24 protein-coding genes are annotated in these 25,986 nt (G+C 71.8%); 15 read left to right on the forward strand and 9 right to left on the reverse strand.

Annotation, left to right across the window (positions count from 1 at the left end; genetic code table 11):
* Window positions 1-108 precede the first annotated feature (108 nt).
* From leuA to uppS, 3 genes are all read left to right on the forward strand, one after another.
* Complete coding sequence (gene leuA, locus Q4C85_RS04615) at window positions 109-1,887, forward strand: 2-isopropylmalate synthase (protein WP_303140081.1); 1,779 nt, start codon at window positions 109-111, stop codon at window positions 1,885-1,887.
* 16 nt (window positions 1,888-1,903) lie between these two features.
* Window positions 1,904-2,653: a DNA repair protein RecO gene (gene recO, locus Q4C85_RS04620; RefSeq protein WP_303140083.1), complete on the forward strand. Its 750-nt coding sequence runs from the start codon at window positions 1,904-1,906 to the stop codon at window positions 2,651-2,653.
* An 83-nt stretch (window positions 2,654-2,736) separates the two neighbouring features.
* Complete coding sequence (gene uppS / locus Q4C85_RS04625; RefSeq protein WP_303140156.1) at window positions 2,737-3,498, forward strand: polyprenyl diphosphate synthase; 762 nt, start codon at window positions 2,737-2,739, stop codon at window positions 3,496-3,498.
* A gap of 236 nt (window positions 3,499-3,734) precedes the next feature.
* Here uppS and Q4C85_RS04630 read toward each other — a convergent pair whose 3' ends face one another.
* Genes Q4C85_RS04630 through Q4C85_RS04645 form a run of 4 tightly spaced genes read right to left on the reverse strand, consistent with a single transcriptional unit; the run spans window position 3,735 to window position 6,863 of the window.
* Complete coding sequence (locus tag Q4C85_RS04630) at window positions 3,735-4,151, reverse strand: Fur family transcriptional regulator (RefSeq protein ID WP_303140086.1); 417 nt, start codon at window positions 4,149-4,151, stop codon at window positions 3,735-3,737.
* Window positions 4,148-5,041 carry a metal ABC transporter permease gene (locus tag Q4C85_RS04635; RefSeq protein ID WP_303140088.1) on the reverse strand — a complete coding sequence of 298 codons (894 nt, stop codon included), beginning with the start codon at window positions 5,039-5,041 and terminating at the stop codon, window positions 4,148-4,150. Before Q4C85_RS04635 ends, Q4C85_RS04630 begins: the two co-directional genes overlap by 4 nt.
* Window positions 5,038-5,865: a metal ABC transporter ATP-binding protein gene (locus tag Q4C85_RS04640; protein WP_303140091.1), complete on the reverse strand. Its 828-nt coding sequence runs from the start codon at window positions 5,863-5,865 to the stop codon at window positions 5,038-5,040. Before Q4C85_RS04640 ends, Q4C85_RS04635 begins: the two co-directional genes overlap by 4 nt.
* On the reverse strand, window positions 5,862-6,863 hold the full coding sequence (locus tag Q4C85_RS04645; RefSeq protein WP_303140093.1) for a metal ABC transporter substrate-binding protein: 1,002 nt from the start codon (window positions 6,861-6,863) through the stop codon (window positions 5,862-5,864). Before Q4C85_RS04645 ends, Q4C85_RS04640 begins: the two co-directional genes overlap by 4 nt.
* A gap of 176 nt (window positions 6,864-7,039) precedes the next feature.
* On the opposite strand from Q4C85_RS04645, the gene Q4C85_RS04650 reads away from it, so the two are divergent.
* Window positions 7,040-8,431: a glycine--tRNA ligase gene (locus Q4C85_RS04650; protein WP_303140094.1), complete on the forward strand. Its 1,392-nt coding sequence runs from the start codon at window positions 7,040-7,042 to the stop codon at window positions 8,429-8,431.
* Window positions 8,432-8,692: 261 nt separating this feature from the next.
* A complete protein-coding gene (locus Q4C85_RS04655) occupies window positions 8,693-9,886 on the forward strand; it encodes a YibE/F family protein (protein WP_303140159.1) in 1,194 nt (397 codons plus the stop codon).
* Here the strand turns inward: Q4C85_RS04655 and dusB are convergent.
* Window positions 9,883-11,130 (reverse strand): tRNA dihydrouridine synthase DusB, encoded by a 1,248-nt coding sequence (gene dusB, locus Q4C85_RS04660; protein WP_303140162.1) that lies wholly within the window; start codon window positions 11,128-11,130, stop codon window positions 9,883-9,885. The genes Q4C85_RS04655 and dusB overlap by 4 nt on opposite strands.
* Window positions 11,131-11,267: 137 nt before the next feature.
* On the opposite strand from dusB, the gene Q4C85_RS04665 reads away from it, so the two are divergent.
* Window positions 11,268-11,780: a histidine phosphatase family protein gene (locus Q4C85_RS04665; protein ID WP_303140095.1), complete on the forward strand. Its 513-nt coding sequence runs from the start codon at window positions 11,268-11,270 to the stop codon at window positions 11,778-11,780.
* 14 nt (window positions 11,781-11,794) lie between these two features.
* Here Q4C85_RS04665 and serB read toward each other — a convergent pair whose 3' ends face one another.
* Complete coding sequence (gene serB, locus Q4C85_RS04670) at window positions 11,795-12,469, reverse strand: phosphoserine phosphatase SerB (RefSeq protein WP_303140097.1); 675 nt, start codon at window positions 12,467-12,469, stop codon at window positions 11,795-11,797.
* A 167-nt stretch (window positions 12,470-12,636) separates the two neighbouring features.
* Window positions 12,637-13,881, reverse strand: coding sequence for a glucose-1-phosphate adenylyltransferase (locus Q4C85_RS04675; protein WP_303140099.1), 1,245 nt, complete (start codon window positions 13,879-13,881; stop codon window positions 12,637-12,639).
* 230 nt (window positions 13,882-14,111) lie between these two features.
* Here Q4C85_RS04675 and glgA point away from each other — a divergent pair, with 230 nt between their 5' ends.
* A complete protein-coding gene (gene glgA, locus Q4C85_RS04680; protein WP_303140101.1) occupies window positions 14,112-15,341 on the forward strand; it encodes a glycogen synthase in 1,230 nt (409 codons plus the stop codon).
* 87 nt (window positions 15,342-15,428) lie between these two features.
* Here glgA and Q4C85_RS04685 read toward each other — a convergent pair whose 3' ends face one another.
* Complete coding sequence (locus tag Q4C85_RS04685; protein ID WP_303140103.1) at window positions 15,429-16,139, reverse strand: hypothetical protein; 711 nt, start codon at window positions 16,137-16,139, stop codon at window positions 15,429-15,431.
* 131 nt (window positions 16,140-16,270) lie between these two features.
* On the opposite strand from Q4C85_RS04685, the gene Q4C85_RS04690 reads away from it, so the two are divergent.
* From Q4C85_RS04690 to Q4C85_RS04710, 5 genes are all read left to right on the forward strand, one after another.
* Window positions 16,271-17,074, forward strand: a complete 804-nt coding sequence (locus Q4C85_RS04690) for an ABC transporter ATP-binding protein (RefSeq protein WP_303140104.1) — start codon at window positions 16,271-16,273, stop codon at window positions 17,072-17,074.
* 64 nt (window positions 17,075-17,138) lie between these two features.
* Entirely contained in the window at window positions 17,139-17,582 is a 444-nt protein-coding gene (locus Q4C85_RS04695; RefSeq protein ID WP_303140107.1) for an NfeD family protein, read from the forward strand.
* A 158-nt stretch (window positions 17,583-17,740) separates the two neighbouring features.
* The gene (locus Q4C85_RS04700; RefSeq protein WP_303140108.1) at window positions 17,741-18,196 is read left to right on the forward strand and encodes an SPFH domain-containing protein; all 456 of its coding nucleotides are present in this window, start codon (window positions 17,741-17,743) and stop codon (window positions 18,194-18,196) included.
* A 147-nt stretch (window positions 18,197-18,343) separates the two neighbouring features.
* Window positions 18,344-19,498: an SPFH domain-containing protein gene (locus Q4C85_RS04705; protein WP_303140110.1), complete on the forward strand. Its 1,155-nt coding sequence runs from the start codon at window positions 18,344-18,346 to the stop codon at window positions 19,496-19,498.
* Window positions 19,499-19,554: 56 nt separating this feature from the next.
* Complete coding sequence (locus Q4C85_RS04710; RefSeq protein ID WP_303140112.1) at window positions 19,555-20,418, forward strand: RNA methyltransferase; 864 nt, start codon at window positions 19,555-19,557, stop codon at window positions 20,416-20,418.
* 120 nt (window positions 20,419-20,538) lie between these two features.
* On the opposite strand, the gene Q4C85_RS04715 is transcribed toward Q4C85_RS04710, so the two are convergent.
* Complete coding sequence (locus Q4C85_RS04715; RefSeq protein WP_303140115.1) at window positions 20,539-22,656, reverse strand: glucose PTS transporter subunit IIA; 2,118 nt, start codon at window positions 22,654-22,656, stop codon at window positions 20,539-20,541.
* 338 nt (window positions 22,657-22,994) lie between these two features.
* Here Q4C85_RS04715 and Q4C85_RS04720 point away from each other — a divergent pair, with 338 nt between their 5' ends.
* The 3 genes from Q4C85_RS04720 to Q4C85_RS04730 all read left to right on the forward strand — a co-directional run bounded on the left by Q4C85_RS04720 (window position 22,995) and on the right by Q4C85_RS04730 (window position 25,986).
* The gene (locus Q4C85_RS04720) at window positions 22,995-23,678 is read left to right on the forward strand and encodes a hypothetical protein (RefSeq protein ID WP_303140118.1); all 684 of its coding nucleotides are present in this window, start codon (window positions 22,995-22,997) and stop codon (window positions 23,676-23,678) included.
* Window positions 23,679-23,780: 102 nt separating this feature from the next.
* On the forward strand, window positions 23,781-25,445 hold the full coding sequence (locus Q4C85_RS04725; RefSeq protein ID WP_303140119.1) for an ABC-F family ATP-binding cassette domain-containing protein: 1,665 nt from the start codon (window positions 23,781-23,783) through the stop codon (window positions 25,443-25,445).
* Window positions 25,446-25,575: 130 nt separating this feature from the next.
* Window positions 25,576-25,986 carry an iron-sulfur cluster assembly accessory protein gene (locus tag Q4C85_RS04730; RefSeq protein ID WP_303140121.1) on the forward strand — a complete coding sequence of 137 codons (411 nt, stop codon included), beginning with the start codon at window positions 25,576-25,578 and terminating at the stop codon, window positions 25,984-25,986.

A 25,986-nucleotide genomic window follows, 5' to 3' on the forward strand; every position in this document is an offset into this window, starting at 1 on the left:
CCCGACCGCGGCTCTTTTGCGTTGCCAGCCACCGGGTCCCGGACTTCTCAGCGGCACGCAGGCCGCGCCGTCGGACCCGTGCTCAGCACACCCCCACAGGAGTACCCCATGCGCACAGCACGCCCAGCGCCGCAGCAGCCCTCCGGCATGCCCTACGGCAAGTACGTGCCCTTCATCGACACCGTCTCCACCGACCTGCCCGACCGCACCTGGCCGTCCCGACGGATCACCCACGCCCCCCGTTGGCTGTCGACCGACCTGCGCGACGGCAACCAGTCCCTCATCGAGCCGATGGCCCCGCAGGCCAAGCGGGCCGTCTTCGACCTGCTCGTGGCAATGGGCTTCAAGGAGATCGAGGTCGGCTTCCCGGCGGCCTCGCAGACCGACTTCGACTTCGTGCGCTCCCTGGCCGACGAGGGAGCGGTGCCCGAGGACGTGACGATCTCGGTGCTCACCCAGTCCCGCGGCGACCTCATCGACCGCACCCTGGACGCCTGCGTCGGTCTGCCGCGCGCCACCGTCCACCTCTACAACGCCCTGTCGCCGCTGTTCCGCGACGTCGTGTTCCGCATGAGTCGCGACGACGTGCGTGAGCTGGCCGTCGACGGCACCCGGCAGGTCATCGCCCGGGCCGAGAAGGTCCTGACCGAGGACACGATCTTCGGCTTCGAGTACTCCCCGGAGATCTTTGTCGACACCGAGCGCGAGTACGCCCTGGAGGTCTGTGAGGCCGTCATGGGCGTGTGGCAGCCCGAGGCCGACCGCGAGATCATCCTCAACCTGCCGGCCACCGTCGAGCGGGCCACCCCGAACGTCTACGCCGACCAGATCGAGTGGATGAGCAGGAACCTGTCCCACCGCGACGCCGTGTGCCTGTCGCTGCACACCCACAACGACCGCGGCTCGGGCGTGGCGGCCACCGAGCTGGGGCTGCTGGCCGGGGCCGACCGTGTCGAGGGCTGCCTGTTCGGCCATGGCGAGCGCACCGGCAACGTCGACCTGGTGACCGTTGCCCTCAACCTCTTCAGCCAGGGGATCGACCCGATGCTCGACCTGTCCGACATCGACGAGATCCGCCGCACCGTGGAGCGCTCGACACAGATGGACGTACCCCCGCGCACCCCCTATGTCGGTGAGCTCGTTTACACCTCCTTCTCCGGCTCCCACCAGGACGCCATCAAGAAGGGCTTCTTCGCCCGAGTCAAGCAGGTCGAGGCCGCCAAGGCCCAGGGGATGGACGCCGACGAGGCCGAGAACGCGGTGCCCTGGTCGATGCCCTACCTGCCCATCGACCCCCACGACGTGGGCCGCTCCTACGAGGCGGTTGTGCGCGTCAACTCCCAGTCGGGCAAGGGCGGAGTCTCCTACCTGCTCAAGCACACCCGCAACCTCGACCTGCCCCGTCGCCTCCAGATCGAGTTCTCCCGCATCGTCCAGCGCCACACCGACACCTACGGCGGCGAGGTCGACTCCGACAAGATGTGGACGATCTTCGCCGACGAGTACCTGCCGGCGGCCGCAGCGCCCGGCATCGAGCTGCCCACCTGGGGCCGCTTCGAGCTCAAGGCCGCGACGCTGACCTCCAGCGGCGAGGAGGACTCGGTGCTGACCGTCACCATCGCCGACTCCGGGCAGCGTCGGCTGCTGACCGCCTCGGGCAATGGCCCGCTCGACGCCTTCGTCACCGCCCTGGAGCAGACCGGCGTCGAGGTCAGGATCCTGGACTACGCCGAGCACGCCCTGAGCCAGGGCCGTGACGCCTCGGCGGCCTCCTACGTCGAGTGCGAGGTCAACGGCCAGGTGCTGTGGGGCGTGGGCATCGACCCGTCCATCACGACCTCCTCCTTCAAGGCCGTGATCTCGGCGGTCAACCGCGCCCTGCGCTGAGGCCGGCGCCGAACCGATGGCGCTGCGGCTCTACCGCGACGAGGCCCTCATCCTGCGCACCTACCCGCTGGCTGAGGCCGACCGCATCATCGTCATGCTCACCCGCTCACACGGGCAGGTGCGCGCCGTTGCCAAGGGGGTGCGTCGCACCACCTCCCGCTTCGGCGCGCGCCTGGAGCCGTTCTCGATGGTCGACGTCCAGCTGCACGCCGGGCGCAACCTCGACGTGGTCACCCAGGTGGACACGATCTCCCCGTTCGCCGGGGCGATCTGCTCCCACTACGCGGTGTTCACCTGCGCGGCGACGATGGTGGAGACCGCCGAGCGCCTCACCCACGACGACGGCGACCTGGGCACCTCGGAGTCCCCTCAGCAGTTCCTCCTGCTCTACGGCGCCCTGGCGGCCCTGGCCCGGCGCAGGCACGCCCCGGGGCTCGTGCTCGACTCCTACCTCCTGCGGGCGCTGGCGCTGGCGGGGTGGGCGCCGTCCTTCTACGACTGCGCCCGCTGCGGGGCCCCCGGGCCGCACACCGCCTTCCACGTCCAGGTGGGCGGGGCCGTGTGTCCCGCCTGCCGTCCGGCGGGGTCGGTTGAGGTTGATGCCTCGACCATGGTGCTGCTCGGGGCGCTGCTGTCGGGGGACTGGGCGGTGGCCGACGCCTCGGGCGGGCGCGAGCGCGCGCAGGCGGCTGGACTGGTGTCGGCATACTTGACCTGGCACCTCGAGCGGCGCCTGCGCTCGCTCTCCCACGTCGAAAGGGTCTGACTGTGACCGCTGATCAGCCTGCCGCCCCCGGCGCGCCCCTGCCCCCGGGAGCCGTGGGGCGGGACGGCGACCCACTGGGCCGGATCCCGCTGCACCGCGAGGGCCTCGTGCCCCCCTGTCTGGGTGAGGCCGTGCCCGGGCACGTGGCCTGTGTCATGGACGGCAACGGCCGCTGGGCCAACGCCCGGGGCCTGCCGCGCACTGAGGGCCACCGGGTGGGGGAGGCCACGATGATGGATGTCATCGCCGGCGCGGTCGAGATCGGCGTCAAGGAGCTGAGCGTCTACGCCTTCTCCACCGAGAACTGGCGCAGGTCGCCCGCCGAGGTCCGCTTCCTCATGGGCTTCACCCGCACCGTCCTGCGGGCCCAGACCGACGACCTCCTCGACTGGGGGGTCCGCGTGCGCTGGGTGGGGCGCGAGCCCCGGCTGTGGAAGTCGGTCCTGTCCGAGGTCCGCCGCTCCGAGCGGATCACCGCGGGCAACGAGCGCATGGTGCTCAACATGTGCCTCAACTACGGGGGGCGTGCGGAGATGGCCGACGCCGCCCGGGCCATCGCCGAGGAGGTCGCCGCCGGCAGGCTCAAGGCCTCGGCCGTGTCTGAAAAGACGATTCAGCGCTACCTGTACGCCCCCACGATGCGGGACGTCGACCTGTTCATCCGCACCGGGGGAGAGCAGCGCACCTCCAACTTCCTCATGTGGTCCTCGGCCTACGCTGAGCTGTACTTCTCCGACCTGCCCTGGCCCGAGTTCGACCGCACCGAGCTGTGGCGGGCCTGCCAGGCCTACGCCCAGCGGGACCGGCGCTTCGGCGGCGCCGTCGACGCCGTCGCCGAGGGCTAGGCGAGTAGCTCAAAGGGATGGGGGACACGGGCTGGCCGCACGGGTCCGGGGCACGGTCGCTGAGTCCGGGGCCACCCTCCTCGCCGAGATCGGGACATAGGTCCCGATCTCGAGGTGCCATATCTACCGATCTCGAGGTGTCACATGTCCCGATCTCGGCGAGAGGGAGGGGGAGTCTACGAGTGGGGTGAGGTTCTGCTGGTGGGCAGGAGCGCGGCGGCCGCCTGCCGCCGCGCTCAGTCGGAGGCCGCCGAGCAGGAGGCGCACAGTCCGAAGAACTCCGCGGTGTGCTCCATGCTGGTGAAGCCGTGCTCGGAGGACACCGAGGTGATCCAGGCTTCCAGGGCGCCCCCGGCGACCTCGACGGTGTACCCGCAGGAGCGGCACACGATGTGGTGGTGGTGCTCGGGGCGCGCGCAGGCGCGGTAGAGGGTCTCGCCGTCGGCGTTGCGCACCTGGTCGACGTCACCGGCCTCCGCCAGTGCCGTGAGGTTGCGGTACACGGTGGCCAGCCCCACCCGAGTGCCCTCGGCGTCCAGGGCGGCATGGATCTGCTGTGCGGAGCGGAACTCCTCGGTGCGCTCCAGGATGTCGGCCACCGCCGCCCGCTGCCACGTCGCGCGCGGGCGCGTGGGCCTGCTCGTCCGGCTCATACGCGTGCCTCCTTCCGGCTGCGGCTCCTGCCCCGGCGGGCCGCCGCGCGCGCCAGCCCGGACACCAGTGCGACCGCAGTGTAGGCCACAACGAGCAGGACGACGATCATCGCACCGGGTGAGGCCGCCACGACATAGGTGATGGTCAGCCCCGCCACGCAGGCCATGACCCCGATCCCCATGGCCAGGTGCATGGTCTGGCGGAAGGAGTAGGACACGAGCTGGGCGATGGCCACGGGCACGATCATGACCGCCGAGACGAGCAGCGCACCGACCACCCGCATCGAGACCGACACCGTCAGGGCCGCGACCACCGCGACCGTGACGTTGAGGGCCGCGGTCGGCAGGCCGATGGCCCGGGCGAACTCCTCGTCGTGGGACAGGGCGAACAGGGGCCCGCGCAGGCCCAGGCCCACGAGGAGCACGCCGGAGGCCAGGACGATCGTGAACCAGGCATCCGAGACCGACACCGTGGCGATGGAGCCGAACAGGTAGCTCGTCAGGTTCGTCGTCGTCCCGCCGGCCACGCGGATGAGCAGGACGCCGCCCGCGATGCCGCCGTAGAACAGAATCGCCAGCGCCACGTCCCCCCGGGTGCGCCCCCGGGCGCGGATGAGCTCGATGCTGATGGCGCCCAGCACCGAGGCGATAATCGCACCGGGGATTGCCCAGGCGTCCCGGGGGGAGGCATGGGCCGCCGCACCTGCCAGCCACCCCAGGGCGACGCCGGTCAGGGCGATGTGCCCGATGCCGTCGCCCAGAAGCGCCAGCCCGCGCTGGACGAGGTAGGTGCCCACGACCGGCGCCGCCAGTCCGACCAGGACGGCCACGATCAGGGCCCGCTGCATGAGCGGGCTGGAGAGCATCTCGGTCAGTGTCGTGACCGTCATGAGTGGGCGCCTCCGTGCCGGTAGGTGGGTGCGGTCAGGGTGGGGGCGTGATGGGCGGGACGGGTCCCGTCGTGGGGGTGGGCGTCCTGGCCGTGGTCCCCGTGTGCGGCGGCCAGCTCGGCCGCCGGGCCCTCGGACACCACCCGGCCGTCCTCCAGGACGACGGCGCGCTCGACGACCTCGGCCAGCTCCCCCATCTCGTGGAGGACGGTGACCAGCGTGACCCCCCGGTCGCGCAGGGATCCCAGGATCGTGGCCAGGGCCTCGCGCGAGGCTCGGTCGATGCCCGCCAGCGGCTCGTCGAGCACGAGCAGCTCGGGGTCGCGCACGAGGGCCCGGGCGATAAGGACCCGCTGGGACTGCCCCCCGGAGAAGACCTGGACGTGGTCCCCAGCGCGCTGCGCCAGCCCGACGGCCTCAAGAGCCTCCATGGCACGACGGCGCGCCCGCGGCCCGCGGTCGGCCCAGGGGCGGGTGGGCGAGAGCAGGCCCGAGCGGACGACCTCCAGCGCCGTGGCCGGCACCCCCGAGGAGGCACTGACCCGCTGGGGCACGTAGCCCACCCGCCCCCAGGGCACGCGGCGCCTCCGGGCTACGTCGTGGCCAAACAGGCGCACCCGGCCCGAGCGCAGCGGGTGCAGGCCGAGGACCGTGCGTACGAGGGTCGACTTGCCCGAGCCGTTGGCGCCCAGCAGCGCCACCGACTCCCCGCCGCCGACCCTGAGGTCGACGGCATCAAGGACGAGGTCGGAGCCCAGGACCACCGAGGCGTCCTGCACCCCGATGACCTCCTGGCCGAGGACGTCGGGTCCGGGTGCGCTCACTGGCAGGCCAGGGCGGTGCGCAGCTCGCCGAGGTTGGTCTCCATGGCGGAGGCGTAGTCGCCGTCCTCGGGCGCGGACTCGATCGGGTTGAGCACCGCCGTCGTCGCACCGGTCTCAGCGGCCAGGGCCTCGGCGGTCTCGGGGGAGACGAGCTCCTCAGTGAAGATGACCGTCGTGCCGGTGGACTCCACCACGTCCTTGACCGCCGCCAGCTCGGCGGGGCTCGGCTCGTGCTCGGGGTCCAGGCCCGAGATCGAGGCCTGGGTCAGGTTGTAGCGCTCGGCGAGGTAGCCGAAGGCGGAGTGCGCCGTCACGAAGGTCGTGCGCTCGCACTGCGCCAGGCCCTCGGAGTAGCTGGTGTCGATGCCCTCCAGCGCGGTGCGCACGGTGGCGAGGTTGGCCTCGAAGTCGGCCGCGTGCGCGGGATCGGCCTCGGACAGGGCCACCTCAATGGCCTCGGCGGCCAGGATCATGCGCTGCGGGTCGAGCCAGAAGTGCGGGTCGAGCGCCTCGTCGGTGTGCTCGTCGGTCGCGGCCTCGGTGGTCGTCGAGCCGGTCTCCTCGGCGTGGTCGTGGTCGTGGTCGTCGGCAACACCGCCGTGGTGGGTCAGGTCGACCGAGCCGGCCAGGTCGACCACGGTGGGGCCGGAGACCTCGGTCAGGGCGTCATCGAGGGAGGGCTGGAAGCCGGAGACGTAGGTGACCAGGTCCACTGAGGACAGGCCCGACACCTCCTTGGGGGACAGCTCGAAGTCGTGGGGCTCGGTGTTGGCGGGGGTGATGCTCGTGACCGAGACGTGCTCACCGCCGATGGCCTCGGTGAGGTACTGGATCGGGTAGAAGGAGGCCGCGACGCTGACCGCCGCGCCCGATTCCGTCTCCCGCGAGGAGGACTCCGAGTCCGAGGACGGGGCGGAGCAGGCGGTCAGGGCACAGGCGAGGGACAGGGCGGCGGCTGCCGCCAGGGGGCGGCGTGAGGGTGCACTGAACAGATTCATGGGAACCATTCTCAATCTGTGTGCGGCATGCGTCAAACCTGCGCGCTGACCTGTGTCGAGCGCGACCGTCCCACAGGTCGCCTCCGTGCCCGCCCGGCCACCGCGACGCCCCTAGACTGGCGCCACTCGTTCCCACCAACCAGGTGCGGACAACGACGACCTTGAGGAGTCACACGGTGGCACAGACCCCTTCGACGCTCGACCGCGTCATCAACCTCGCCAAGCGCCGCGGGTTCGTCTTCCCCTGCGGGGAGATCTACGGCGGAACCCGTTCGGCCTGGGACTACGGCCCGCTGGGCGTCGAGCTCAAGGAGAACATCAAGCGCCAGTGGTGGCAGTACATGGTCCGCTCCCGCGACGACGTCGTGGGCCTGGACTCCTCCGTCATCCTGCCCCGGGAGGTGTGGGTCGCCTCCGGGCACGTGCAGGCCTTCACCGACCCGCTCGTGGAGTCCCTCCACACCCACAGGCGCTACCGGGCCGACCAGCTCATCGAGGAGTACGCCGAGCGCAAGGGCCTGGACCCCGACACCGTCGAGCTCGACGACGTGCCCGACCCGGTCACTGGCCAGCCCGGGGCCTGGACCGAGCCCAAGGCCTTCTCCGGCCTGCTCAAGACCTATCTGGGGCCGGTCGACGACGATGCCGGGCTGCACTACCTGCGTCCCGAGACCGCCCAGGGCATCTTCATCAACTTCGCCAACGTCATGAGCGCCGCCCGCAAGAAGCCGCCCTTCGGCATCGGCCAGGTCGGCAAGTCCTTCCGCAACGAGATCACCCCGGGCAACTTCATCTTCCGCACCCGGGAGTTTGAGCAGATGGAGATGGAGTTCTTCGTCGAGCCGGGCACCGACGAGGAGTGGCACCAGTACTGGATCGACCATCGCAAGGCCTGGTACGTCGACCTGGGCATCGACCCGGAGAACATCCGGCTCTACGAGCACCCCGCCGAGAAGCTCTCCCACTACTCCAAGCGCACCGTCGACCTGGAGTACCGCTTCGGCTTCGCTGGCAGCGAGTGGGGCGAGCTGGAGGGCATCGCCAACCGCACCGACTTCGACCTGGGCACCCACGCCGAGCACTCGGGCAAGGACCTGTCGTACTTCGACCAGACCCGCGACGAGCGTTGGGTTCCCTACGTCATCGAGCCCGCGGCGGGCCTGACCCGCTCCCTCATGGCCTTCCTCGTCGAGGCCTATCACGAGGACGAGGCCCCCAACACCAAGGGCGGGGTGGACACCCGGATCGTCCTGCGCCTCGACCCGCGCCTGTCCCCGGTCAAGGCCGCCGTCCTGCCGCTGAGCCGCAAGGAGGAGCTGACCGGTCCTGCCCGCGAGCTCGCTGCGCGGCTGCGCCGGTCGTGGAACGTCGAGTACGACGACGCCGGTGCCGTGGGTCGGCGCTACCGCCGTCAGGACGAGGTGGGGACACCGTGGTGCATCACCTACGACTTCGACTCCCCCCAGGATGGGGCGGTCACCGTGCGGGAGCGCGACACGATGGCCCAGGAGCGCATCCCCCTGGAGGGGGTCGAGCGCTACCTCGCCGAGCGCCTCGTGGGCTGCTGAGCCTCGGCGTCCGTGGCGGTCCCGGGGCAGTGTCGGTCCCGCCGCTTGCCGCGCCGCGGCCCGCCCGCGCCCTTGGTGGGCGCGGGCGGGGCGCGCGGGCATGATGGCACCGTGAGCCACGCAGCACCCGAGACCGACGCCACCCACGAGCCCGACCCCAAGGAGGCCTCCGGAGCATCCGGCGCTACGAGCGCCGCCGGTCACGGGCACTCCCACTCCGGCCCCCTGGACCTGCCGGCCGGCGAGGCCAGGCGCGTGCGCATGGTCCTGGCCGCGATCGTCGTCCCGCTCGTCGTGGCCACGGTGGTCGGGCTGGTCGTGCTGTGGCCGGGCAGCTCCTCCCTCGTCGGCTCCCAGCCCTTCGCCGCCGAGGGCACGAGCCTGGAGACCGCCACGGTCACGAGCCTGGACGTCGCCGACTGCCGGGAGGCCGCCCAGTCCCTCGGAGGGACTGCCGGCGACGGGCTGCTGACCGACGCCGTCTGCGCGCGCATCACCTCCGGGGCCGGCCAGGGCCTGGTCCTGCCGGTCCACATCCCCGCGGAGTCCCTGAGCAGCGCCGATGTCGGTGACCGCCTGTCGGTGATGTACACCCCGGCGGCGCTCAGCTCGGGCACCCCCTACGTCTTCGTCGACTACGCCCGACAGCTGCCGGTGGCCGCCCTGGCGATCGTCTACCTCCTGCTCGTCGTGGCCGTGGCGGGCAAGAAGGGCGCCTTGAGCGTCCTGGGCCTAGTCCTGTCCAGCGCCGTCGTGCTGCTGTTCATGATCCCCGCCCTGCTCGACCTGGCCTCACCCATGTGGGTGACGCTCGTGGGGGCCAGCGCCATGATGCTCCTGGCCGTCTACATCGCGCACGGCATCTCGGTCAGGACGACCACCGCCCTGCTGGGCACCATCGTCGGCGTCGTCATCACGGTGGTCCTGTCGCTGTGGGGCGTCGAGGCCGCCAACCTGACCGGTGCCACCGAGGACGCCTCCTTGACCCTGGCCTCCCTCGTGCCCGGCCTGAGCCTGAGGGCGCTGCTGACCTGCGGCATGGTCATCGCGGGCCTCGGCGTCCTCAACGACGTGACGATCACCCAGGCCTCGGCCGTCTGGGAGCTGCACGCCGCCAACCCCTCCCTGGGGCGGGCCCGCCTGTTCACCGGCGGGATGCGGATCGGCCGGGACCATATCGCCTCGACCGTCTACACCCTGGCCTTCGCCTACGCTGGCACGGCCCTGCCGCTCATCCTGTCCGCCTCCCTCATCGACCGGGCGGTGGTCGACACGATGCTCAGCGGCGAGATCGCCGAGGAGATCGTGCGCACCCTGGTGTCCTCGATCGGCCTGGTCCTGGCCATCCCGGCCACGACCGCCATCGCCGCGGCGCTGTGCCGCACGACGGCCGTGCCCCAGGACGCCCCTACCGCGCGCTCGGTCCGGGCGGCCAGGGCGCGGCGGTCCCGTTAGCCCCCCGACACCTCGGACTCGGCTTGACCCAGCAGGACCCTCTCGTCGGCCGTGAGATAGGGCGAGTCGAGCCACCCCTCGGGCAGGTGGGGCCGTTTGGGCGTGCCCGCCCGCCCGCGCGGCCCTTCGACCGCCGGCCCGGGGTAGGGGACCTCATCGGGCAGGCGCTCGCGCATCCGTGCCAGCGCCGACTCCAGCCCCTCCAGCGAGGACACGCCCATCAGCTCATCGCGCGCCCGCCCACCCACCGGGTAGCCCTTGAGGTACCAGCCCACGTGCTTGCGCAGGTCACGCACGCCGCGCTCCTGCCCCATCTCGGCCGCCAGCAGCCGGCCGTGCTCGATGATCGCCGCGATGACGCCGTCCAGGTCGGGCCGCGCACGCTCCTGCGAGCCGTGCAGCGCCGCGACGATATCGGCGAAGAGCCACGGGCGCCCCTGGCAACCGCGCCCCACCACCACGCCATCGCAGCCCGTGGAGCGCATCATCTCCAGGGCGTCCTCACCACTCCAGATGTCCCCGTTGCCGAGCACGGGCAGGTCGGTGGCCTCCTTGAGCCGGGCGATGGCCTCCCAACGGGCCGTGCCCGCATAGTGCTGGCGCGCGGTACGGCCGTGGAGGGCCAGTGCCGCGATCCCGGCGTCCTGTGCGGCCCCGGCCGTCTCGAGGAAGGTCTCATGGTCCTCATCGACACCGATGCGCATCTTGACGGTGACGGGAACCTCCCGGTCGCGCCGGGCAGCGCGCACCCCGGCCTCCGAGGCGCGCACCGCCTCACGCAGGATGGCCCCCAGCAGGTCCTTCTTCCACGGCAGCGCCGCCCCGCCGCCCTTGCGCATGACCTTGGGCACGGGGCAGCCGAAGTTGAGGTCGATGTGGTCGGCCAGGTCCTCCTCGACCAGGATCCGTACCGCCTGGCCCGTGACCACCGGGTCGACCCCGTAGAGCTGGATGGAGCGCACCCGCTCGGCGGGGTCGGTGCGCACCATCGCCAGGGTCTTGTCGTTGCGCTCCACCAGGGCGCGGGTGGTGACCATCTCGGTGACGTACAGGCCGGCCGGGGCCAGGAGCCGGCCGTCGACCCGCACCGGGCCCTCGTGGGCGGGCCGCAGCCGCCCGGGCAGCATCTCCTCGCCGTAGCGCCGGCACAGGCGCCGGAAGGAGGCGTTGGTGACCCCCGCCATGGGGGCCAGCTCGACGGGGGTGGGCACCTCGATCGGTCCGATCCGCAGGACCGGCGGCAACCGGTGGTCTGCGGGCGCCGCTGCTCCGGGGGGCTGAGGGCTCGAGGTCTGCTGGCTCACGGGGCCATGCTGGCACACCGCGGGGACCTGGCGCCCTTGGGCGAACGGCGCGCTCCGTGGTGCCGTAGAGTGTGCGGGTGACGACTGCGCCCCTCAGGAAGACCCTCGTGCTCGTCCGCCACTCCAAGGCGGGGCACGACGCCCCCACCGACCTGGAGAGGCCGCTGACCTCCAAGGGTCGCACCATGGCCGAGGACCTGGCCAAGGCTCTGGACCGCCGGATCCCCGAGGTCGACCTCCTCCTGGTCTCACCGGCGGCGCGCGCACGGCAGACCGCCCGCCCCCTCCAGGAGCGGCTGCGCACCGGCCTGGTGCGGGTCGAGCCCGAGATCTACCACCACGGGCCCAACGGGATCCTCGGGCTGCTCGAGCCCCTGCCCGAGGTGACGCGCACCGTCGTCGTGGTCGGGCACGAGCCGACCGTCTCCATCCTCGCCCACCTCCTGCACGACACCGACGACGACCTGGCCAGCCAGGTCTCCTTCGGCGTGCCCACGGCCACGGCGCTCGTCCTGGAGGTCGCGGGCCCTTGGGCCGGGCTCGGACCGCAGCAGGCCCACCTGTCCGAGATCGTCACCGCGCGCCGCTGAGCGGCCCGGAGCGCTCAGAGCAGCTCGAGGACCGCCCTGAGGTCACGCACATGGACGGCGGCGGGCGCCTGGCTGACGACCACCGGCTTGGCGTCGAAGGCGATGCCCAGCCCGGCGGCGGCGATCATGCCCAGGTCATTGGCGCCGTCACCGACCGCCACCGTGCGCTCCATCTCGACGCCGTCGGCCTGCGCCCACTGACGCAGCCAACGCGTCTTGGCCCGCCGGTCGACCACGGGGCCCTCGAGCCCGCCGGTCAGGCGGCCGTCGACCACCTCCAGCCGGTTGGCGGCGACATGGTCGATGCCCAGGTCGGCGGCCACAGGCGCCGCGACCTCCTCAAAGCCCCCGGAGACGACCCCCACCCGACAGCCGCGGTCGTGCAGCTCCTCGACCAGCTCGGCCGCGCCGGGGGTCAGACGAACCTCGGCGGCCACCTGCGCGAGCACCTCGACCGGCAGGCCCGCCAGGGTCGCCACCCGTTGACGCAGGGAGGCCTCGAAGTCCAGCTCGCCGCGCATGGCCCGCCCGGTGATCGCGGCGACCTGTTCGCGGCTGCCCGCGTGCTCGGCGATCAGCTCGATGACCTCCTGCTCGATGAGCGTGGAGTCGACGTCCATGACGAGCAGGCCCGGCCCTCGGGCGGCGAGCGGGCCCGAGGCCCGGGCTCCGCTGACGCGTTCACTCATGGTCCGCATGCTAGATGATTGATTCCGGGGCTGGGTCAGTCAGTCCGGGGCTCGGTGGGCGGGACGGTGCCGGCGCCGCGGAGAACACCACCGCCCCGGGGCACGGGGCCCAGGGGCGGTGGTGAGGGACCGCGGCCGAGTGGCCGATCAGTCGTGCGGGTGGTTGCTCAGCGGACCACGACCTGGCCCTTGGCGACCACCGTGATGCCTGACTCGGTGATCGTGAAGCCGCGCTCGCGGTCGTGCTCGGGGTCGATGCCCACCATGGCGCCCTCCTCGACGACGACGTACTTGTCGAGGATCGCCCGGTTGACCACCGTGTTGCGGCCCACGACCACCCCGTCCATGAGGACCGACTCGCGCACGGAGGACCAGGAGTTGACGCGGACCCCCGGGCTGAGCACCGAGGAGATGACCTCGCCTCCCGAGACGATGACCCCGGGGGAGACGATCGAGTCGACGGCGTGGCCCAGCCGCTCGTGGTGGCCGTAGACGAACTTGGCCGGCGGCATGGAGGCGGTGTACCCGGCGAACAGGGGCCAGCGGTCGTTGTAGAGGTTGAAAACCGGGGACACGCTGATGAGGTCCTGGTGGGCCTCGTAGAAGGCGTCGACGGTACCGACGTCGCGCCAGTAGTCGCGGTCGCGGTCGCTGGCCCCGGGCACGTCGTTGTCCTTGAAGTCGTAGACCCCCGCCGCCCCCTTCGACACGAACCACGGGACGATGTTGCCGCCCATGTCGTGCTTGGAGGACTCGTCGGCGGCATCGGCGGTGACCGCCTGAAGGAGCGCGTCGGCGTCCATGATGTAGTTGCCCATCGAGGCCAGGATCTCGTCGGGGGAGTCGGGCAGGCCCGGGGTCTCCTTGGGCTTCTCGACGAAGGCCTTGATCTTGCCCCGGTCGGACGGGTCGGTCTCGATGACGCCGAACTGGTCGGCCAGAGAGCGGGGCTGGCGGATGCCGGCCACCGTGCACGGCAGGCCCGAGGCGATGTGGTGGTCGAGCATCTGGGAGAAGTCCATGCGGTAGATGTTGTCCGCACCGGTGATGACCACGTAGTCGGGGCGCTCGTCGTCCAGCAGGTTGAGGGACTGGAAGATGGCGTCCGCGCTGCCCAGGAACCAGTGCTTGCCCACGCGCTGCTGAGCAGGCACGGGGGCGATGTAGTTGCCGAGCATGTCCGAGACCTGCCACGTCTTGGAGATGTGGCGGTCCAGGGAGTGGGACTTGTATTGGGTGAGCACGACCACCTTGAGGAAGCCCGAGTTGATCATGTTCGACAAGGAGAAGTCGATGAGGCGGTAGATGCCTCCGAAGGGGACCGCCGGCTTGGCGCGGTCGACCGTCAGGGGCATGAGGCGCTTGCCTTCACCACCGGCGAGGACGATTGCGAGGACACGAGGAGAGGCCATGGGGCCACCCTACGTGAGCCGGGCCACCTCAGGGGCGCGAATGGGGACCGGGATCTCACCGGTTGGCCGGCGCAGCCGGAATCGGGCGGACAGCCGCGAAACCCGCACGCCGGGGGCCGCGAGCCGATACGGTCGGAAGGGGACGCCGCGGGGTGCGCGCCCCGCGCCCCTCGTGGCCCCCACCACTTCATCTACCGCGCGCCCGGGCGCGCGAGCGAGGAGACTCACCCATGCGGGTAGACCTGCTGACCAAAGAATATCCTCCGTACATCTACGGCGGCGCCGGAGTGCACGTCAACGAGCTCGCCAAGGTGCTCCGCCCCCTGGCCGACGTGCGGGTGCACGCCTTCGGTGGACCGCGCGAGCCGGGCACCGAGGGCGCCGACCCCGGCGTCACCGGATACCCCGAGATCGCCGAGCTGGAGTCGGCCAACGCGGCCCTGCGGACCTTCGGGGTCGACCTGGAGATGGCCGCCGGCTGCGCGGGCGCCGACATCGTCCACTCCCACACGTGGTACGCCAACCTCGCAGGGCACCTGGCCTCCCTGCTCCACGGCGCCCCCCACGTCCTGTCCGCCCACTCCCTGGAGCCGCTGCGCCCCTGGAAGGCCGAGCAGCTCGGCGGAGGCTACGCCCTGTCCTCCTGGGCCGAGCGCACCGCCTACGAGGCCGCCGCCGGGATCATCGCGGTGTCCAACGGCATGCGAGCCGACATCCTGCGCTCCTACCCCGCCGTCGACCCCGATCGCGTCAAGGTCGTCCACAACGGCATCGACCTGGCGGCCTGGCAGCGGCCCACGGGCTCCGAGGCCGACGCCCTGAGCGAGGCTACCCTCGCACGCCTGGGGATCGACCCGAGCCGTCCCACCGTCGTCTTCGTCGGCCGCATCACCCGGCAGAAGGGCCTGCCCCACCTGCTGCGCGCCTGCGAGCAGCTCCCCGCCGAGGTCCAGGTCGTCCTGTGCGCCGGCGCCCCCGACACCCCCGAGATCAAGGCCGAGGTCGAGGGCCTGGTCGCCGGCCTGCGGGACAAGCGCACCGGCGTGGTCTGGATCGAGGAGATGCTTCCCCGGCCCGAGCTCATCGCCGTGCTGTCGGCCTCGGACGTCTTCGTGTGCCCGTCGGTCTACGAGCCCCTGGGCATCGTCAACCTCGAGGCCATGGCCGTCGACCTGCCGGTGGTCGGGTCGGCCACCGGCGGCATCCCCGACGTCATCGTCGACGGCGAGACGGGCTACCTCGTGCCCATCGACCAGGTCCAGGACGGCACGGGCACGCCCAAGGACCCCGCCCGCTTCGAGGCCGACCTGGCCGAGCGCCTCACCGCCCTGGTCATGGACGAGGCCCTGGCCAAGACGATGGGCGCCGCCGCCCGCCGGCGAGTCGAGGAGCACTTCGCCTGGGAGGCGATCGCCGAGCGCACGATGGACGTCTACCGCTGGGTCCTCGACCAGGGCTGAGTACCGGAGCCCGCCGGCCGCAGGCACACCGCGGCGGGCGGTGGCCCAGGGACGGACCAACCCCGGGCCACCACCCACCGGCAACGGTCAGCCGGCCCACCACTGCGTCGCCGCGCCCACGCCCCGGCGGGCCACCACCCGCAGGGGGCGCAGGGCACCCTGGCGGCGCTGGGCCTGCACGGCCGACACGGCGGCCCCGTCATCGCTCAGGGCGGTCGCACAGATCGCCTCCAGGCGCAGGGAACGCTCCAGCAGTGTCCGGCGCCGGGGCTCGAGCGTCGGGGGGATGAGCCGGGGATCGGTCACTGCGGTGATGAGGTCGGACAGCTCGTCGGCCAGGTCCGGGCGCTCGCGGGCCAGGTCCAGCTCGACGAGGGCGTCGATGGCCTGCTCGGTGGCCTGGTGCACCTCGCGGCGGGCATAGGTGGGATCGGTGGGCGCCACGGCGATGTCCTGCTCGGTGACCTCCCAGGTCACCGAGGTGCCATTGCGACGGGGCACGAGCAGCATCCGGCGCCCCTGGGCCGTCTCCAGGACGACCGCCTCTCCGGCGTCGAGCGCCTCCCGCAGCCCCGGCACGGGGTCGGCGGGGGACACGAGCAGGGCGCCGGCCCGCAGCAGCGGGCCCAGCTCGTGCAGCCACGCCCCCAGGTCCAGGCGGCCCAGCCCCCACGGCGCGGCATCGTCACTGACGGTGTGGGCCCCGTCCGGCCCCTGGACGACCTGCGCCCCTCGGGAGGAGGGCAGCGGCGCCCACAGTGCCAGCAGGACGGAGACGGGCAGGTCCAGGGTGCTCACACCAGCGCACACTAACGCCTGGAGGGCCGCGTGCCCCGACGGCGCGCCCCGGCACCGGGGAGCCGGCGCCATGGGCAGGCCGCCCCTGTCGAGCGTGCCGGCATCGGGCCTCCAGACGATAGGGTGAGGCCATGACCACCGTGCTCGCCCTCGACGACGTCTCGCTGCACCGTGGGACGACTCAGATCCTGTCGCATGTCAGCTGGAGGGTCCAGGAGGGCGAGCACTGGGTGATCCTGGGACCCAACGGGGCGGGCAAGACCACGATCGCGCGCATCGCCGCCGCCCGGCTCTTCCCCTCCTCGGGCGCCGTCGAGCTTCTCGACGAGCACCTGGGCAGGGTCGACATCGCCGAGCTGCACCCCCGGATCGGCTTGTGCTCCTCGGCCCTGGCCGGGCACGTCCAGGGAGGGGAGACGGCACTGGCGGTCGTGCTGTCGGCCTCCTACGGCAGGATCGGGGTGTGGCGCGAGCAGTACGACGACCTCGACGTCGATCGCGCCAGGGCGATCCTGGCCGCCCTCGGTGCGGGGCACCTGGCCGAGCGCGCCTGGGGACGGCTGTCCTCCGGTGAGCGCAAGCGGGTTGAGATCGGCCGGGCGCTCATGCCCGACCCCGAGCTGCTCGTCCTCGACGAGCCCGCCTCCGGGCTCGACGTCGCCGGGCGCGAACAGCTCCTGGCGGCACTGGCCGACATTGTCTCCTCGCCTGGCGCTCCCTCGGTCGTGCTCATCACCCACCACCTTGAGGAGATCCCGGTGGGCTGGACGCACGCCTTGGCCCTGCGCCAGGGCCGGGTCGTGGCCCAGGGACCCGTCGAGCAGGTCCTGACCGACGAGGTGATGACCACTGCCTTCGACCTGCCCCTGGAGGTCTCGACCGACCGTGGGCGCTACACGGCTCGAGGCGCCCCCACCCGGCAACACCGCTCCTGAGCGCCGCTGCGCACCGCGCAGACGACACGACGCCGGACACGACACGACACGAAGGAGACCCACGATGGCATGGCTGTGGTGGATTGGAGCCTCACTGGTCCTCGGCGTCATTGAGACGCTCACGGCGGACCTCACCTTCCTCATGTTCGCCGGTGGCGCGCTGGGTGCGGCCGGGGCGGCCGCCCTCGGGGTGCCGCTGTGGGGCCAGGTCCTCGTCTTCGCGCTCGTGTCGACCCTCCTGCTCGTGGCGGTGCGTCCCTGGGCCAAGCGCCACTTGCTGTCCGGCACGCCGGAGATGCGCACCAACGCCGAGGCGCGTATCGGCCGTCAGGCCACGGCCCTGACCGCCATCGACACCCACGGTGGGCGCGTCCGCCTGTCCGGCGAGGAGTGGAGCGCCCGGCTGGCCCCGACGGCCGCAGACGGGTCTGGAGGCCGGGTCGAGCCGGGCGCCACCGTGACCGTCACCGCCATCGACGGCGCCGTGGCCGTCGTGACCCCGTCATGACCTCCGCGCCCGGGACGGCTCGACCTGGCCGCGCAAAGGCTGCGAGGGCAGTGAAGGCAGTGAAGACAGTGAAGACACTGCCATGAGCGTCGACAACCTGGTGGGCATCACCCTCGTCCTGGTGCCGGCCGTACCTCATCGGCGTCCTGTTCGCGGCGGTGCGGCTGGTTCCCCGGTCCAGGGCGGCCCTCGTCGAGAGCCGGGGGCGGTTCCATGCCGTGCGCGGCGCCGGCGCGCACCTCGTCGTGCCCTGCCTCGACCGCGTGCGCATGACTGTCGACCTCAGGGAGATGGTCGCCTCCTTCCCGCTCCGGCCGCTGGTCACGGCCGACCGCCAAGAGGTGGGCATCGGGATGGAGCTGCGCTGGCGGGTCACCGACCCCGCGCGCTTCGCCTACGAGGCCGACAACCACCTCCCGGCCCTCGAGCAGCTGGCGAGGGCGACCCAGGCGGAGGTCGTTGCCACCCTCGACCTCGACCAGGTCCTGACCCTGCGCGACCAGCTCGGTGATCAGCTGCGCAGGAGGCTGGACCAGGGGGCGCGCCGCTGGGGCGTGTCCGTCAGCCAGGTGGCACTCACCTCGGTCGTGCCCTCTCCGTACGGGCCGCGGTGACACCGGTACTGACACCGGTACTGACACCGGCCGTGACTCCGGTCGTGCACGCCGAGCGCGAGCGGATCCCGGTCCTCCCGCTGCCCGTCCACCGTCCTGACCCGGGGCCGGCCACCCGCCGACCCTCTCGACACGAAAGGTTGCCTGATGAACGATTACGCCGTCGTTCCCTTGACCATCCTCATCCTTCTACTCCTGTTCGTCATCGTCGCCATCGCCAAGGCGGTGCGGATCGTCCCGCAGTCCAACGCGATCATCGTCGAGCGCCTGGGGAAGTTCCAGGCCGAGTACGGCGCCGGACTGCACTTCCTCGTGCCCTTCATCGACCGCGTGCGCACGACTGTCGACCTGCGCGAGCAGGTCGTGTCCTTCCCGCCCCAGCCGGTCATCACCTCCGACAACCTCGTCGTGTCCATCGACTCGGTCATCTACTACCAGATCACCGACGCCAAGCGGGCCACCTACGAGATCTCCCACTACCTCCAGGCCATTGAGCAGCTGACGGTGACGACGCTGCGCAATGTCATCGGCGCGATGGACCTCGAGCAGACCCTGACCAGCCGCGACCAGATCAACGGCCAGCTGCGGGGGGTCCTGGACCAGGCCACCGGCCGCTGGGGGATCCGGGTGAGCAACGTCGAGCTCAAGTCCATCGACCCGCCGGCCTCGATCCAGGGGGCCATGGAGCAGCAGATGCGCGCCGAGCGCGACCGGCGCGCCGCCATCTTGACCGCCGAGGGCGTCAAGCAGTCCCAGATTCTGACCGCCGAGGGCGACAAGCAGTCCGCGATCCTGCGCGCCGAGGGTCAGGCGCAGTCGGCCATCCTCAAGGCCCAGGGCGAGTCCCGCGCCATCCTCCAGGTCTTCGACGCCATCCACCGCGGCAACGCCGACTCCAAGCTGCTCGCCTACCAGTACCTCCAGACCCTGCCCAAGATCGCCAACGGGACGAGCTCGAAGATGTGGATCGTGCCCACCGAGTTCACCGCCGCCCTCGACGGGATTGCGGGCGCGCTGGGCGGCAGTACCCCCTCGGGCCCCGGCGACGCGGGCTCCGGGACCGAGGAGCGCTCCGGTGTCGACCTGACGGGCATGGACTCGGGCCTCGACATCGCCTCCGACCTGGCCCAGACCAACCTCCAGGCCCCCGAGGAGGCCTTGGCCGAGGCACGCGGGGAGGTGGCGTCGGCCACCCAGGTCGCCGACGGCGCCGCGCCTGCGAGCGCCACTGAGACGACGACTCTGCCCACCCGGCGGTCGCGTCAGGAGCCCCCCGCCTCGATCCCGCCGGTCGGCTACTGAGGCGTGAGCACTGCGGCGCCCGTTCTACGGGCGGCGGCGAGGAAGGACCGTAGCGCGTGATCATCGAGCTCGAGGACGCCGGCGACCCGCGACTGGCCGACTACATGGGCCTGACCGACGTCGCCCTGCGGCGCCGGTTGGAGACCGAGCGCGGCCTGTACATGGCGGAGTCGACCAAGGTCATTGCGCGCGCCGTGGCCGCCGGACACGCTCCCCGGTCCTTCCTCATGGCCGAACGGCACCTGGAGCAGATGCGTCCGGTCATTGAGGCGGCCCGCGGCTGCCAGGGGCGTGGAGACGGGGGCCAGGTGCCTGTCTTCCTCGCCCCCGAGAGCCTGCTCGAGGACGTCACCGGCTTCCACCTCCACCGGGGCGCCCTGGCCGCGATGCACCGGCCCGCCCTGGCCGGTGTCGGATCGCTGCTCGCCGGCTGCCGCGCAGGGGCGGGGGCCCGGCGGGTAGCGGTTCTGGAGGACCTCGTCGACCACACCAATGTCGGGGCGGCCTTCCGCTCGGCCGCCGCGCTGGGCGTCGACGCGGTCCTGGTCACCCCGCGCTGTGCCGACCCGCTGTACCGGCGCAGCGTCCGGGTGTCGATGGGCACGGTCTTCCAGGTGCCGTGGACGCGCCTGCCCCGGTGGCCCGAGCTCGGTGAGCTCCACGCCGCCGGCTTCACCGTCGCTGCCCTGGCCCTGTCGCCCCAGGCCGTGAGCCTGGAGGAGTTCTCGGCGAGCCCGGCATGTGCCGGTCCGGACTCCAGGGTGGCGCTCGTGCTGGGCACCGAGGGCGACGGGCTGGGCCGGCGCACGGTGGCCCGGGCCGACGCGGTCGTGCGCATCCCCATGGCCGGTGCTGTCGACTCCCTCAACGTGGCCGCCGCGGCGGCCGTCGCCTTCTGGGAGCTGCGGGTGCGCGCCTGAGCCGGGGCCACGGGAGGCCACCGGACGGCCCGGCTCACGCACACGACAACCCCGCGGGGCGGGAGGGTGATCCCCTCCCGCCCCGCGACGATGGTGCGCTCCGGTAGTGCCGGGCGGTACTCACTCGTCCTTGGCGGTGACCTGGAGCAGTGTGGCTCCGGAGGCGACCTCGCCGTCGGCGACCACCTCCACCGAGGCGAAGGTGGCGGTGTTGGTGACCAGCACGGGGGTGGTCAGGGGGTACCCGGCCTCCTCGATGACGGTGCGGTCGACCCGCACGAGCTCCTGGCCGGCCGTGACCCGGTCGCCCTGGGAGACCTTGACGTCGAAGCCCTTGCCCTCGAGGTTGACCGTGTCCAGGCCGACGTGGATGAGGATCTCGACGCCGGAGTCCAGGTTGATGCCGAAGGCGTGCCCCGAGGCGGGTGCCACGACGACGGTGCCGTCGGCCGGGGCGGTCACGACAATCTCACCGACGGGGGTCAGTCCCGCGCCATTGCCGACCGCGCCGGAGGAGAACACCGGGTCGGCGACGTCCTCCAGGGCCATGACCTCCCCGGTCAGCGGGGCGGCGATCCGCGTGACCGTGCCGGCCACGAGTGCCGGCTTGGGCGCCGGCTCGGCGGCATGCTCAGCGGCCTGCTCAGCGGCAAGATCGGCCTCCACCTGAGCAGGGTCGGCTTCGACCGCCCCGCCGCCCGCGCCCACAGCGGCGCGCGCTTCGGCCTTCTGCTCCTTCGTGCGGTAGTCGAAGGTGAAGATGAGGAAGAACGCCGTGACGAAGGCGGCGGCGACAGCGATGGCGTACAGGGCCATCGGCGTGAACACGGGGATCGTGAGCAGCGAGGTGAAGGCGAAGGTGTTGGTGTCGACACCGCCGCCAATGCCGATGATGAGGCCACCGACCGCACAGCCCACGAGCATGAGCGGGTAGATGCGCTTGAAACGCAGGTGGATACCGTAGAGGGAGGGCTCGGAGATACCACCGAGCAGACCGGCGGCCAGCGCGCCGGAGGCCGTCTGGCGCATCTCCTTGTCCCGGTCCCTGATCGACAGGGCCAGCACAGCGGCGGTCGCGCCGAAGCAGGCGAAGTTCCAGGCACCCATCGGGCCCTGGATGAAGTCGATGTTGCCCGTCTTGTCGTTGGCGATGTTGGCCAGCATGACCGCGTTGAGCGGCCAGTGCAGGCCCAGCGGCACGAGGAAGGGGTAGACCAGCGGGATGACGATGGCGAAGACGAAGGGCGCCGTGTCGTTGAGCCAGAACAGGGCGGTACCCAGGCCGGTGCCGATCCACACGCCCAGCGGGCCGATGAGGAAGGCCGTCAGCGGCATCATGATGAGGAAGGTGAGAAAGGGGACGAAGACCATCTGGACGTTGTCGGGGACGATCCGCTTGATGGTCTTGTACAGGGGCGCCATGAGCGCCACCATCATGAGGGGCACGAAGACCTGACCGCCATAGTCGTTGAGCTGGAGCGGCAGCCCGAAGACCCGCGCCGTGCACAGCTCGGAGGCCAGCGTCTCGTTGTAGCTGCAGGTCGTCGAGGAGAACTTCATGGCCTCGGTGAACAGGCCCGAGGAGCCGGAGGCCGCGGTGTAGGCCTTGTCGCCCAGGCTCATGAAGTTGGGCGTCATGAGCGCGGCCATGATCGCCGTTCCGACCCACGGGTCGACATTGAGCTTCTTGGAGGCGTTGAAGGCCACCATGAGCGGCAGGAAGTAGAACACGGCCCGGAACATGGCGTCGACGAACACCCACGTCGGCCCCTTGGCGACGTCATCGGTGAAGGACTCGATGACCCCGAGCGAGTAGAGGACGGCCTCCAGGGCCACGATCATCGAGGCACCGAGCAGGACCGGCAGCAGCGGGCGGAAGGAGTCGGACAGGTACTCGAAGAAGGCGTCGACCCAGGCGTTCTTGCCCCGGGCCTTGGCGCGGGCGGCGGCCTTGACGTCCGCGTCGGACTGCCCGCCGCCGGACTTCATCGCCGGCAGCTCCATGATCTGGGTGTAGACGCCCTGCACGGCGCCGCCGATGACGATCTGGTAGCGGTCGCCCGCCTGGGGCACGGCTCCCATGACGCCCGGGATCGCCTCGACCGTGGCCTTGTCGACGACCGAGGCGTCGTTGAGCTCGAAGCGCAGCCGGGTCGCGCAGTGGGTGAGATGGATGATGTTGTCAGGGCCGCCGACGGCCTCGAGAATCGCCTCAGGGGTGGATGTTGTTGTTGCCATGGATGGCCTTTCCATCGGCCGCCGCGGCACCCGGCGCGGGGTGTCGAGGCGGTCAGGGTAGGGGATGAGCCCGCTGCGACGGGCTGGCCTTTGAAGGCTACCGCGAATGGTGCGCCGCCGAGGCATCTCCGCCGAACTTCGAGCGAGGCGAGCCGGGTGGCCCGAGGTGCTCCACAGGCGGGTTTCGCGCCACCCTGCGCCACCTGCGTCCACAGGGCCGGGGCGGGGCCGGGGACGGTGGTCCCACTGTGGAGGAGGTCGGTGTCTCCCATCCGGCCCGTGGCCCTCCGGCGGCGGAGGTGCCGCGCACCACCGAGCACCAGCACGAGGAGAGCCAGATGAGCACGACCCTGCCCGCCTCCGCCCTGCCCGCCGACGCCGGGCCCACCCCGTCGTCCGGCCCGCCCGCACCGCAGGCCGACCCCGCCCCCGACCCCCGGGGAGCGGGCCCCGGCGCCGCCGAGGAGACCGAGGGGATGTACGGACCACGCGGGTGGAGCGTGCGCGCGGGCGTCTGGCACGAGCTCGCCCAGTGCCGCGACGACCTGCGCTCGACGGTCCTGCCGGCAGACTACGGCTTGGCGCCCACCGGGCTGATCGACGACGGCGTCCCGGTGGACGACTACACGCCCTTCCACGACCTGGGGCCCGCCACGGCGCGCCGTCTCCTGGACATCCTGCCCAGAGCCCAGCTCGAAGACCGCCAGAACCTCGGACCCACGCTGGGTACCCTCCTGCGCGCCTGTGCGCGGGCCGGGGGCAGGGTGCGCCTGTCGGGCTACGCCATCGGTCCCCAAAGACGCGACGAGCGCCTCAGCGTCGAGGGGCTGTGGGTCGCCGACCCCGACCTGCTCGACCACGAGCTGTGCGAGATCCACGACGAGCACTGCCACTGCCGGGAGGTCTGGGCCCTGGTGAGCCGACGCTACGACCTGGACGCCCTGGCCATGCCCGATGAGGTCAAGACCCTGCGGCGGTACTGGACCCACGGCCCGGTCGGCACCTGGCTGTGGTGGGACTGACCGCCCGGGGCCGCGGCCGACCGGGGGGCCGCCCCGGCTGTGGCGCATCACCCGCGCCGCCGCCGCCTCTGCGGGGCGGCGGCGGCGCGGTGTGCCCGTAGCATGTCGGCCGTGATCAACGTCCAGGCACTGACCATGCGCATCGGCGCACGCAGGCTCGTCGCGGAGGCCTCATTCCGTGTCGACAAGGGCATGCGGATCGGGCTGGTGGGGCGCAACGGCGCGGGGAAGACCACGATGACCAAGCTCCTGGCGGCGGCCAGCGCCGCCCAGGGAACCGGCGCCTCTGCCGACGCCGACGAGCGGCACAGCCTGGACGCCGTCGAGCACGAGGGCCTCATTACGGCCACCGGCTCGGTGGGCTACCTCCCCCAGGACACCAAGGTCGGCGACCTAGCCCAGGTCGCGCGCGACCGCATCCTGTCGGCCCGTGGGATCGACGCGCTCCTTGAGCGCATCCGCCGGGCCGAGGAGCGCATCGCCTCGACCACCGGAGACGCCCAGGCCAAGGCCCTGGACCGCTACTCCCGGCTGGACCACGAGTTCACGATGGCGGGGGGTTACGCCGCCGCCTCCGAGGCCGCGCGCATCGCCGCAGCCCTGGGCCTGCCCGACCGTGTGCTCGACCAGGAGATCGGGACGCTCTCGGGAGGTCAGCGCCGTCGCGTCGAGCTGGCCCGCGTACTGTTCCAGCAGCCCGACGCCCTGCTCCTGGACGAGCCCACCAACCACCTCGACCACGACTCGGTCCTGTGGCTGCGCGACCACCTGCGCACCTACTCCGGCGGCTTCATCGTCATCAGCCACGACGTCGAGCTGCTGCGCGACACCGTCAACCAGGTCATGCACCTGGACGCCTCCCGCGGTGCGCTCGATGTCTACCACCTGGGCTGGGAGGCCTACCTCAAGCAGCGGGCCGACGACGAGCACCGTCGTCGCCGGGAGCGGGCCAATGCCGAGAAGAAGGCGGCGGCGCTGCGCGCCCAGGGCGAGAAGATGCGGGCCAAGGCCACCAAGGCGGTCGCCGCCCAGCAGATGCTGCGTCGGGCCGACCGTCTCCTGTCCTCGCTGGAGGACGAGCGGGCGGTCGACAAGGTCGCCCACCTGCGCTTCCCCGACCCCGCCCCCTGTGGCAGGACGCCCCTGCGGGCGGCCGGGCTGACCAAGGCCTACGGCTCCCTCGAGGTCTTCGCCGGGGTGGACCTGGCCGTCGACCGCGGCAGCAGGGTCGTGGTCCTCGGCCTCAACGGCGCGGGCAAGACGACCCTCCTGCGGCTGCTCGGGGGCGTCGAGGAGCCCGACTCCGGTGAGGTCCTGGCCGGGCACGGCCTGAGGATCGGCTACTACGCCCAGGAGCACGAGACTATCGACACCGACCGCACGGTCGTCGACAACCTGCGCTCGGCGGCCCCGCAGATGGACGACACCCAGGTGCGCTCGGTGCTCGGCTCCTTCCTGTTCTCCGGGGCCGACGCCGACAAGCCCGCGCGGGTCCTGTCAGGCGGGGAGAAGACGCGTCTGGCCCTGGCCATCCTCGTCGTGTCCAGCGCCAACGTCCTGCTGCTCGACGAGCCGACGAACAACCTCGACCCCGCCAGCCGCGAGGAGGTCCTGCGCGCCCTGGCCTCCTTCACCGGCGCCGTCGTCCTGGTCACTCACGACGTGGGGGCGGTGCGCGCCCTGTCACCCGACCGGGTGCTGCTCCTGCCCGACGGCGACGAGGACCTGTGGGGGGAGGACTACCTCGACCTCGTGACCCTGGCCTGACCAGGAGCGACGGTGAGTGCCGTCACGCCGGGGCCCGTGGCGCGACGTCGTAGGGTGGGGGCGGAAGACGATCGCCCCTCGCGGTGTTGAGGGCCGGTGAGTCCATCCCGCCGACGCAAGGAGACTAGCCATGGCACAGACGACCACTGAGACGACGCAGACCACTGAGGCGACCGGCGCGGCCGCCGCGCCCGAGCACGAGGTGGTCCTCACCGAGCCCGCGGCCGCCAAGGTCGCCAGCCTCCTGGTCCAGGAGGGGCGTGACGACCTGCGCCTGCGGGTGGCGGTCCAGCCCGGGGGCTGCTCCGGCCTGGTCTACCAGCTCTACTTCGACGAGCGGCTCCTGGACGGCGACGCCTTGCGCTCCTTCCCGACCGGCTCCGAGGAGCTTGCCGCCGTCGAGGTGGTTGTTGACCGGATGAGCGTGCCCTACCTGTCGGGTGCCACCATCGACTTCGCCGACACCATCGAGAAGCAGGGCTTCACCATCGACAACCCCAATGCCGCGGGCACCTGCGCATGCGGGGAGTCCTTCCACTGA

This window comes from Actinomyces sp. (genome assembly GCF_030524025.1).
Classification (GTDB): Bacteria; Actinomycetota; Actinomycetes; order Actinomycetales; family Actinomycetaceae; genus Actinomyces.